General features: G+C 58.5%; 13 protein-coding genes (1 of these 13 only partly in view). 12 read left to right on the top strand and 1 reads right to left on the bottom strand.

Annotation, left to right across the window (positions count from 1 at the left end):
* A partial coding sequence (locus C484_RS00790; RefSeq protein ID WP_006824076.1) for an RNA-guided endonuclease TnpB family protein occupies positions 1-1,066 on the top strand: 1,066 nt, incomplete at its 5' end.
* Between the two features lie 64 nt (positions 1,067-1,130).
* Here C484_RS00790 and C484_RS00795 read toward each other — a convergent pair.
* Complete coding sequence (locus tag C484_RS00795; RefSeq protein ID WP_006824077.1) at positions 1,131-1,346, bottom strand: winged helix-turn-helix domain-containing protein; 216 nt, start codon at positions 1,344-1,346, stop codon at positions 1,131-1,133.
* A 324-nt stretch (positions 1,347-1,670) separates the two neighbouring features.
* Here C484_RS00795 and C484_RS24835 point away from each other — a divergent pair, with 324 nt between their 5' ends.
* The 11 genes from C484_RS24835 to C484_RS24075 all read left to right on the top strand — a co-directional run.
* On the top strand, positions 1,671-1,799 hold the full coding sequence (locus tag C484_RS24835) for a hypothetical protein (RefSeq protein WP_006824078.1): 129 nt from the start codon (positions 1,671-1,673) through the stop codon (positions 1,797-1,799).
* Positions 1,792-2,181 carry a hypothetical protein gene (locus C484_RS00805; protein ID WP_049914939.1) on the top strand — a complete coding sequence of 130 codons (390 nt, stop codon included), beginning with the start codon at positions 1,792-1,794 and terminating at the stop codon, positions 2,179-2,181. The genes C484_RS24835 and C484_RS00805 overlap by 8 nt, the downstream gene beginning before the upstream one ends.
* Entirely contained in the window at positions 2,181-2,402 is a 222-nt protein-coding gene (locus C484_RS00810) for a hypothetical protein (RefSeq protein ID WP_006824080.1), read from the top strand. The genes C484_RS00805 and C484_RS00810 overlap by 1 nt, the downstream gene beginning before the upstream one ends.
* Before the next feature lie 354 nt (positions 2,403-2,756).
* Entirely contained in the window at positions 2,757-3,176 is a 420-nt protein-coding gene (locus C484_RS00820; RefSeq protein ID WP_006824082.1) for a hypothetical protein, read from the top strand.
* On the top strand, positions 3,173-3,373 hold the full coding sequence (locus tag C484_RS00825; RefSeq protein WP_006824083.1) for a hypothetical protein: 201 nt from the start codon (positions 3,173-3,175) through the stop codon (positions 3,371-3,373). The genes C484_RS00820 and C484_RS00825 overlap by 4 nt, the downstream gene beginning before the upstream one ends.
* The gene (locus C484_RS00830) at positions 3,363-3,755 is read left to right on the top strand and encodes a hypothetical protein (RefSeq protein WP_006824084.1); all 393 of its coding nucleotides are present in this window, start codon (positions 3,363-3,365) and stop codon (positions 3,753-3,755) included. Before C484_RS00825 ends, C484_RS00830 begins: the two co-directional genes overlap by 11 nt.
* A gap of 1,069 nt (positions 3,756-4,824) precedes the next feature.
* Positions 4,825-5,574 carry a ParA family protein gene (locus tag C484_RS00840; protein ID WP_006824086.1) on the top strand — a complete coding sequence of 250 codons (750 nt, stop codon included), beginning with the start codon at positions 4,825-4,827 and terminating at the stop codon, positions 5,572-5,574.
* The gene (locus C484_RS00845) at positions 5,567-5,941 is read left to right on the top strand and encodes a hypothetical protein (RefSeq protein ID WP_006824087.1); all 375 of its coding nucleotides are present in this window, start codon (positions 5,567-5,569) and stop codon (positions 5,939-5,941) included. The genes C484_RS00840 and C484_RS00845 overlap by 8 nt, the downstream gene beginning before the upstream one ends.
* Positions 5,934-6,416 carry an HNH endonuclease signature motif containing protein gene (locus C484_RS00850; RefSeq protein ID WP_083867260.1) on the top strand — a complete coding sequence of 161 codons (483 nt, stop codon included), beginning with the start codon at positions 5,934-5,936 and terminating at the stop codon, positions 6,414-6,416. The genes C484_RS00845 and C484_RS00850 overlap by 8 nt, the downstream gene beginning before the upstream one ends.
* 691 nt (positions 6,417-7,107) lie before the next feature.
* A complete protein-coding gene (locus tag C484_RS24840) occupies positions 7,108-7,338 on the top strand; it encodes a hypothetical protein (RefSeq protein WP_449289163.1) in 231 nt (76 codons plus the stop codon).
* Positions 7,283-8,718 carry the 5' portion of a carboxypeptidase regulatory-like domain-containing protein gene (locus C484_RS24075; RefSeq protein ID WP_049914940.1) on the top strand. It continues 103 nt past the right edge of the window, so only the first 1,436 of its 1,539 coding nucleotides appear in the window; the start codon lies at positions 7,283-7,285; the stop codon falls past the right edge of the window. Before C484_RS24840 ends, C484_RS24075 begins: the two co-directional genes overlap by 56 nt.

Raw genomic sequence — 8,718 nt, forward strand, 5'->3', positions numbered from 1 at the left:
CCTACCGTATCAGGCGAAGGCTGCACTGTGTAGCTACGTCCCAAAACTCCGAAAAACGTACAACGCCCGCGAGTTGGACGACGAACACCCGCTCCGGCTCACGAACCAGGCCGCGAAGTTCGATCGGGACGAGTCTCGACACCACGAGATTTGCTGGAACGTTCCTCTGCCGGGCTACGGCACGAACTTCTGGATACCGCTCCGAATCAATCCCGAGCAAGAATCGCTGTGGCACGATCTTCTCAGCGAGGACGCGAAGGCCGGACAGATTCGACTCCAGCAGAACCGGAGTAGCTGGGTGTTGCACGTCACCGTCACGTACTCGGTCGAAGAACCCGAGGCAGACGGCGACGAAACGCACATCGGCTTCGATATCGGCGAATCCGCGTTGATTACGGGCTGTGCCCTCAAGCGCAACACGCCGACGAAACCGATGCTCGAAAGTGGCAGTCGTGCACGCCACCTCCGCAAAGAGATGTTCACGACCCTGAAGCGCCTTCAGGAACGTGACGCCGTCGAGTGGCGTGTTGACGAACGCTTCGACCACTACCAGAACGCGCTCACGGATATCGTCGAGAAGGCGTCTCGCGAAGCCGTCGAGTACGCCAGGTCCTTCGAGAACCCGGTGATTGTGATGGAGGACCTGTCGTATATCCGCGAGAATCTGGACTACGGCAAGTACATGAACCGACGCCTTCACGCATGGGCGTTCGCCCGGCTTCAGGGTCGGATCGAAGACAAGGCCACCGAAGCCGGTATTCCGGTCCGGTTCGTGAATCCGCGCTACACGTCCAAAACGTGTCACGAGTGCGGTCACATCGGCCGCCGTGGGTCGCAAGCGGAGTTCAAGTGTACGAACGACGACTGCCACGTAACAGAGTTTCAAGCAGATATCAACGCGGCGGCGAACATCGCCGGTCGCGTCAATCCGTGGGGAGAGAGCGTTCCTTGGAAACCGGAACGCGATGACTCGCCACGGAACGGGAGCGCCTGTGACAGCGCCACAGTCCACCGCGAGACGAGCGAGAAATCCTCGCAGATGACGCTCGCGGCCTACTCGGACTGAAACCTACGGCACAGCCGGAATCCCACTGTTGTGGGAAGCCTCGCCGTTTACGGCGAGGAGGATGTCACTGATCGTCGGCCAGCTCGTACAGGCCGGTCGGCTCGTGATAGTATCGCACGTACCCCCACTCGCGTAGCCACTTGAGCCGCGGGGAGATCGTCGTCTCGTGCTTCCCGATGTTATCAACCAGCGAGCCACGTGTCTCCCGGCCGGCCTCAAGCAGTTCGAGGATATCCTTATCAGTCGCATTCAGTCGCTCGTCATCCTGCCAATCTGCCATTGACCAGTCGGACTCTCGTCCGATGCTTCAGTTTNTTTCCGATTCGTAGCATACCGTCTGACGGTGGGTATGCGCATCCTACTATTCATATCATCTTACCCGTAGCCTTTTAGTAGTTGGAAATAGTACTGGTATGTGTAGGAGACAGTCACAAAATGGCAACTACAGCAAACCCGAACGATTCGCCGCTTGAGGACCTGAACGACTTCCGTCGAGACGTACTGACGGTTCTGGCCGGTATGGACGAGCCGTCCGGACAGCAGATCAAAGACGAACTCGAGATGTANCGGTCGTCTCTACCCGGCCCTCAACGATCTCGAAGAGATGGGGCTGATCCAGAAGGGAGAGGTCGACCGACGGACGAACTTCTACGAGGCGACCTCTCGCGGACGGAGAGAACTGTCTGCTGACCTTCGATGGCGGCGAAAGAAGGCAGGTGTTCTCGATGACTGAACAACTCGAGGACAAGACCGAGCACGAGTTCGTGTTCTACCTCTACGAGGAAGACGAGGAAGATCCACGATTCTCGTTTTGGCTTGAAACGAGCGACGGAAGCGGGATGTCGCTCTACGAACGCCTGCCAGACGGTCAGGGGATGTGGCTCAAGCCATCGGAGGGGAGCGACCACGGCGCGGTCGAACCTACTGACGAACTGAAAGCGGTCATTTCAGAGTTGATGGCCAACGACGTGAGTGCAGACCGAGTCCACGATCTTGCTCCACACGAGCGGCATTTCGTCCAGGGGATCCACGGCACGGTCGACCAGAATCCGGACGCTATTCCGAATCCGGTCTGGGGTTGGATGCACGATGCCGCCGAGGAGGTCGAAGCGTAATGTCCGGGGGCGCTCGCTGGCAGGTCGCAGAAGGGACCGGAATCGGCATCGGCGAGCTGTGGTTCGACACCGTCGCGGACGGACTCACGCAGAGGGCGGCAGAAGATCGTGCACGCGGAGTCGACAACCACGTCGCTATCCCTGAACCGACCGAGATGCCCGAGGACTGGGGCGAGCAGTTCCTAAACGGAGAACTGGAGGATGATCCATATGCAGAGTGACCGATCTGGGGACGAGACCAAGCGATTGCTTCCGGAGGGCGAATCATGGCAGCCGTACCAGNACTGGAGGATGATCCATATGCAGAGTGACCGATCTGGGGACGAGACCAAGCGATTGCTTCCGGAGGGCGAATCATGGCAGCCGTACCAGTGCGGCGATTGTCGAGTTGTCTTCGCTATCTCGGAAGAAATCGTGTCCGGTGCGTGGAAATGCCCGGTCTGTGGAGACGAAGATATCTCGAAATTGGTGGAGGTCGAAGCGTAATGTCCGCCGATGGTACTGAACGCGAGGGNGTGGAAATGCCCGGTCTGTGGAGACGAAGATATCTCGAAATTGGTGGAGGTCGAAGCGTAATGTCCGCCGATGGTACTGAACGCGAGGGTGATCTTCTCGACTGGTGGGAGTGCGCATCGTGTGGGGAGACGGGACGAAACGGTATCCCCCAGTGTCCGTCGTGTGGTTCGATGCAAATCGGACTCTGCCCCGACGGCGTCGACCTGCCGCCATGCTGGACAGAGTCGGCCGCTGATGCGGCCGCACTCGGGGTCGACCGGCTGTTCTTCCATCTCGATGGCCCTGGGTTCATCGGGATAGATGGAGACGAAGCGGAGCTTGTCGGGGCCGACCTGAAGGCCGGCGAAGAGCCTGACCCAGAGACTCGGCGGGCAACCGGCGAGAATGTTCGGGAACTCGCCGAGACGTACAACGACGAGTTCTACGGAGAGAATAACCGAGCACTACGTCCGGATACTGACCGAGGTGAGACAGCGTGAAATCTGGAAATGGTACCCAGCAGATTCGTTGCGGGAACTGCGGTCGGTTTGCGCACGTCAAATACGAGTGGCGTGGTCCGTCGTACAGCGAGGTCATCGACTGTGAAAACTGCGAAGGCCGAGCGTTCGAGTACGACCCGTTCGCGGCTGCAATCGAAGAGATGACCGACGAGGAGGGGAGGGAACTTGCCGCGTGATACAGAGGAGAAAGAACTCGTGCACGACAAGCCGCCGTTCGAGGCGTTCTTCGTCGTCGAGGTTGACATCGAACACGATCGGGACAGCGCGATGTTCTCGTCGATCCGTGGACCGTTCGCGACGAGAGATGAGGCCGAACGCGAGAAGGGGAACATGGAAGAGGCGTGGGAGAACGCTCTTGAGGAGGGGGAGGACGGCAACCCGTACGATTTCAAGGGTTGGGACATCGTTAAAAAGAACATCTCCGATTACTACCTCAGTCGGCTCGAGCGTCAAGACGAGGAGTCCTACCAAATCCTTCGCGAGGCATCCAACGCAGTAGGTGCGTCACTACTCGCAGAGGAAGGAATCGGCCCGCTGGCCGGTGATGATCGTGACTGACGCACAATCTTCCCAGCGAGTCCTGCGCACTGCGCGAGTCCAGAAAACTCCGTGGAATGAGTGCCCGCTCTGTGGCGAGGATCTCGTCGGTGGCGGTAGTCCTTCCGAAAAGNGAGAAGCCGTGAATGCTCTCGGAAACACTGAATCGTGCGACAGGGAGCAATGCAGCAATCCAAGATACGGACAAAAGCAATACTGCTCACTCTACTGTGAGCGGCACTCGGAGAACGAACGATGACTGAGCTAAATCCGGATACTCGAACGTACCAAGCCGTCAACTGTGTTTGCCACGACTGCGAGTGGGAATGGGGCCAGTTCTGGAAGCCGGGACGGCCGCAAGTCTGCATCCGGTGCAACAGTGAAAACGTGAGGTTCGAACGATGACGCGAGACTTGGACCATCAGACAGTGCAGGNGGGGCCATGAGTACGGATATCCCAAAGGTTCACGCCTACACGGACGCTTGGCGCTGGCCCGACGGCGTCGAGCGTTTCATCCGAGAGCAGTGCGACGAGGACGCCAGGGTCCTGAACTGTCCCTGTGGCGCGTCTCGTCTCGGCGATGTTCTCATCGACGCCGAACCGCAGTCCGATGAAATAATTGATGGGGACATGTTCGACCTTCTCGAGATCGTCGAGCCGTGTTCGTTCGATGTCGCGATCTCCGATCCGCCCTGGAAATCGATGAGTTACTTCGACCGCTGGGACCNCCTTCTCGAGATCGTCGAGCCGTGTTCGTTCGATGTCGCGATCTCCGATCCGCCCTGGAAATCGATGAGTTACTTCGACCGCTGGGACCAGTTCTTTCAGCTCGTCCGCGCGGTCAAGCCGGGCGGATACGTGATTTATAACGCCACTTGGGAACCGCACAGTGATCAGACCGAAGTCGTCGGACGGTATCGGCGAGCCGATGGCGCATTCCGGACGATCTCGCAGATCACGGGGTATCAGCGCTATCCGGGACAGACGACGTTCGCCGATCTAGAACCATGACCCGGAGCGAACAATCCGCGGGCGGTACCTTGCGCTTTTCTAACTGTCTCCGTCTGACGTGGATTTACCTTTGCACGCATGGAACTCCNAGCGAAGTCCACGAACACGATCAACATCGCCGGGGGACTGGCCGACCGAGGGCATCGCGTCGCCGTCGCTGATCTCGATCCGCAGGGCTATCTGACGAACACGCTCGGTCTTCGCGACGCCTACCTCGCCGACGAGTCGACGCTATTCGATGCGATAACCGAGCCCAACGACACGCCGCTCGAGGAGATCGTCGTCGGGCACGCGGAGTTCGACGTCATCCCGTCGAACATCGATCTGTTCCGACTCGAGCAGGAGCTCATCGCCCGCGGTCGGCGGCCGCGGCTCCGGCTCCGAGAGCTGGTCGACGGCTTCGGGGGCTACGACTACCTGCTCGTCGACGCCCCGCCCTCGCTCGGGCCGATAAACGACAACGTGCTCCTGGCGTGCGAGAATCTGTTGATCCCAGTCGAGGCCGCGAAGACGTCCATGCTCGCGGTCGAGCACCTCCTAAACCAGATCGAATCGCTCGAGGCCGACTACGACGCGACCATCCGCGAGCGCGGGATCCTCATTTCGAACGTGAACTACCCGCTCGATAACCCGCAGAAAGAGGCGATTGAGTGGTTCGGCGAGACGTTCGAGGGCCGCTGTCCGCTGTTCGAGATCCGGCATCGGGCGGCGATCAAGCGTTCGCTGAATGCCGGCGGCTCAATCTTCGGCGACGGGGCTGAGGAGACGGACATGCGCGCAGTCTATGCCGATGTCGCGGACTGCCTGGAGGCGATCGCCGATGAATGACGACGACGTCCAGGATCGGCTTCGGCAGCGCTTCGACGGCGACGAAGACAACTCTTCCAAGAAGGCAAAGAACGAAAAGGCTTCAAAGGGAGAAATGAATGGTGAGAATGAAATGTTTGCAAAGAACGTCAAGAAGGAATGGAGGGCAACGAGCATCTACCTCCCAGAGTTCCTGGACCGCAGCCTCACTACGAGTTACAAACACCTCGATCTCGATTTCGAGGAGGAGTATGGACACTCTCTGCAGAAAACCCGGCACTACTACCCACTCGTCGTTGCACTTGGCATCGAACGCTTGGAAAGTATGGATCCAGAAGAAGTCCAAGAACGCATTGAAGCCTTGGAGCGTGAAGGGGGCAATGAGTAGCGCCTCCTATCGGCAAGTCTGCCTTGACACGAAAGGGTCCGAGTGCAAGATCTGCGGGGGCGTGGAGGGGATTATTGTCCACCACATAGACGGCAACCGCGAGAACAACGCGATCGATAACCTAATCCCGGTCTGTAAAAGCTGTCATGGGAAGATCCATGCCGGTGCCGAAGGGTACGGGGAATGGTTTGAGCAGCTGGCAGAGTCAGCAAAGATCCACGCGGGCGGCCGGGTCCGCGAGCAGCAACGGAAAACGCTCTCCCTCCCAGACTCCCTCGTCGACGAGGCCGAGTTGGCGTTCGACGCACTCAATCTGCGCTGGCGGCAGGAGGGGAACGATCCGCTTGAGAAGCACCCGGACTTTTACGAGCAACTACTCCGGAACGCACTCGACGAGTTAGGCGACGTCCAGGAGCGAGACCTCGATGAACTCGCGGACGAACTCGACCTCACCGACGGGAGAGGACTTGATTAAATCAGAGTTTAACCAACCTCTTTCTGGCCGACCGACGCGTTCTGTATCGTGACATGCGATTCACGGNCCGACGGGAGAGGACTTGATTAAATCAGAGTTTAACCAACCTCTTTCTGGCCGACCGACGCGTTCTGTATCGTGACATGCGATTCACGGGGTTGCCACTGCCTTTCGACGGCCGAAGTGTAGGGGGGGACGGCGGCAAAACACGGCTGCACGCCGGTCAAGATCACGAGCCGCTGCTCAAAAGCGGTGAAAACGAGCGGGGGTGGAAAAACACTCACANCTCACAGTCCCTACCCGGGAGTGCCCAACATCCCCCGCTCGCCACAATAAATGACATTCGCGATAGGGGATGTGTGTCCCTGCGGGCCCGCTGCCCACACCACACCCTTGGAGCCATCCCACAAATATATTGTGGATAGTGACTGTCAGTATCTTTGTTTTACCCTATTTCTATTAGATTATTACTTTCGTGAACTCGGTATCAATCTAGAAGACTTATTACGGATGGNCCCGGGAGGTCATGTTCCAGGCCTCCGGGCAGCCCGGTCATGCGATCGAGTTGCCGGCCGCTGGGACAGACCGCCCAGTAGAATCGACACGCAACCAGAACACAGATGATAATAATATGACAACAGAAGAAATCTCGATGTGCGAAAAGGGACGTGCGGCGTTCCTTGCTGTACTGATGGTTCTCTCCGTTGTCGCCATGACTGCATCCTTCGCGGGTGCGGCGGCGGCAGTGGAAGATCCTGGGGACTCCACACTCACCGTGACAGTCACCGACGAGGACGGAAACGTCCTCAGTGGAGCAGACGTAGCAATTGAACGCAGTAATGACGCAACTGTGAACGCGNCTCACCGTGACAGTCACCGACGAGGACGGAAACGTCCTCAGTGGAGCAGACGTAGCAATTGAACGCAGTAATGACGCAACTGTGAACGCGACTAACACCACGAACGAGAGTGGGCAGGTCACGTTCGCAGTCAACGACAGTGTCCAGTACGACCTCACCGTCAACCAAGACGGGTATCAGGAAGGGACGGATACCGTCACGCCAAGCGGTGACACCGAAACGAGCGTTGCACTCAGCGCCAACNTCACCGTCAACCAAGACGGGTATCAGGAAGGGACGGATACCGTCACGCCAAGCGGTGACACCGAAACGAGCGTTGCACTCAGCGCCAACACTCAGACCTACGACCTGACCGTTAACGTCGTTGGTCTGGCCGATGGTGACAGTGCGACCGTCACCGTTGACGGGACTGAGGAGACTGGCGTCACGGACTCCGCGACGTTCACTGGCCTGGAAGCCGGTGAGTACACCATTGACGCTGAAGCAGACGGCTACAACCCCGCCAGCACCACCGTCAATGTGGACTCCAACACCGAAACGGCAGTCGAGTTCACCGAAGAGGGCGAGTTCCCACTCGGCGTGTCCGAACTCCCCCACAGTGACCGACTCTTCCAGGGCGAGCTCGGTGTCGTCGACGTCACCGACGCTAATGCAGATACCATCGACCTCGAGGAAGTCGTTGACTCAAGTGAGGACGAGACGTCTTGGGAGCGCGAACTGACGGTGTACAGCCTCAGTGAGGCTGCCGACGCATACGACGACCTCGAAGTGGCTGCTCTTGAGACCGAGATCGGCGCAGGGTCTGAGGTTGTTGTCATTGAGACGGACAACCTCGACGAGAGTTCCTACCAACTCGCTGAACTCGAGTCCAACGGTGAAACGTTCGAGTTCGATATCCGCGTTCAGGAACTCCCCTCTGAGTTCGATGACAGCACCGTCACGACTATCGAGGGCGACTCCTCCGAGACCTCGCTCGAGATCGACTCTGCACGCGCAGACTTCCAGGCAGTTGTGAGCGCCAGCGGGCTTGAAGCCGAGGACCTCGAGAACATCTTCGGCGAAGAGGGCGAAAACGGCGTGCTTGACGTCAATTCTGAAGACGACGAGATCACGCTTGACGCTCGCGGCACGTTCGATGCCAGCTTCTCGAGTATTGACGCTGGCGAGTACCAGTTCGACGTTGAAGCAGCAGACACGACTGCCGCAGACAACGCGACGGTCAACGTCTCCGACGACGACATGAATGTTGACCTCGTCACCTCTGACATCGTCGTCGGCCAGGGCGACCTCGCCGAGCTCACGCTCGACCTCGAAAACACTGACACGGCCTACATCCAGATCGGTGACGAGGGTGAAAGTGGCTTCGAGTCGCTTGCCCAGATCACGGACAACTCTGATGATGGCTACGACGAGATCAACATCACCTACAACACGTTCGTGGG

The organism is Natrialba taiwanensis DSM 12281 (assembly GCF_000337595.1).
Lineage (GTDB): Archaea > Halobacteriota > Halobacteria > Halobacteriales > Natrialbaceae > Natrialba > Natrialba taiwanensis.

Bases quoted from the DNA above. Each gene is read 5' to 3' on its own strand.
- C484_RS24835 (WP_006824078.1), top strand. From the start codon at position 1,671: ATGGGGCTGATCCAGAAGGGAGAGGTCGACCGACGGACGAACTTCTAC.
- C484_RS00845 (WP_006824087.1), top strand. From the start codon at position 5,567: ATGAATGACGACGACGTCCAGGATCGGCTTCGGCAGCGCTTCGACGGC.
- C484_RS00805 (WP_049914939.1), top strand. From the start codon at position 1,792: ATGACTGAACAACTCGAGGACAAGACCGAGCACGAGTTCGTGTTCTAC.
- C484_RS00850 (WP_083867260.1), top strand. From the start codon at position 5,934: ATGAGTAGCGCCTCCTATCGGCAAGTCTGCCTTGACACGAAAGGGTCC.
- C484_RS00820 (WP_006824082.1), top strand. From the start codon at position 2,757: ATGTCCGCCGATGGTACTGAACGCGAGGGTGATCTTCTCGACTGGTGG.
- C484_RS00810 (WP_006824080.1), top strand. From the start codon at position 2,181: ATGTCCGGGGGCGCTCGCTGGCAGGTCGCAGAAGGGACCGGAATCGGC.
- C484_RS00795 (WP_006824077.1), bottom strand. From the start codon at position 1,346: ATGGCAGATTGGCAGGATGACGAGCGACTGAATGCGACTGATAAGGAT.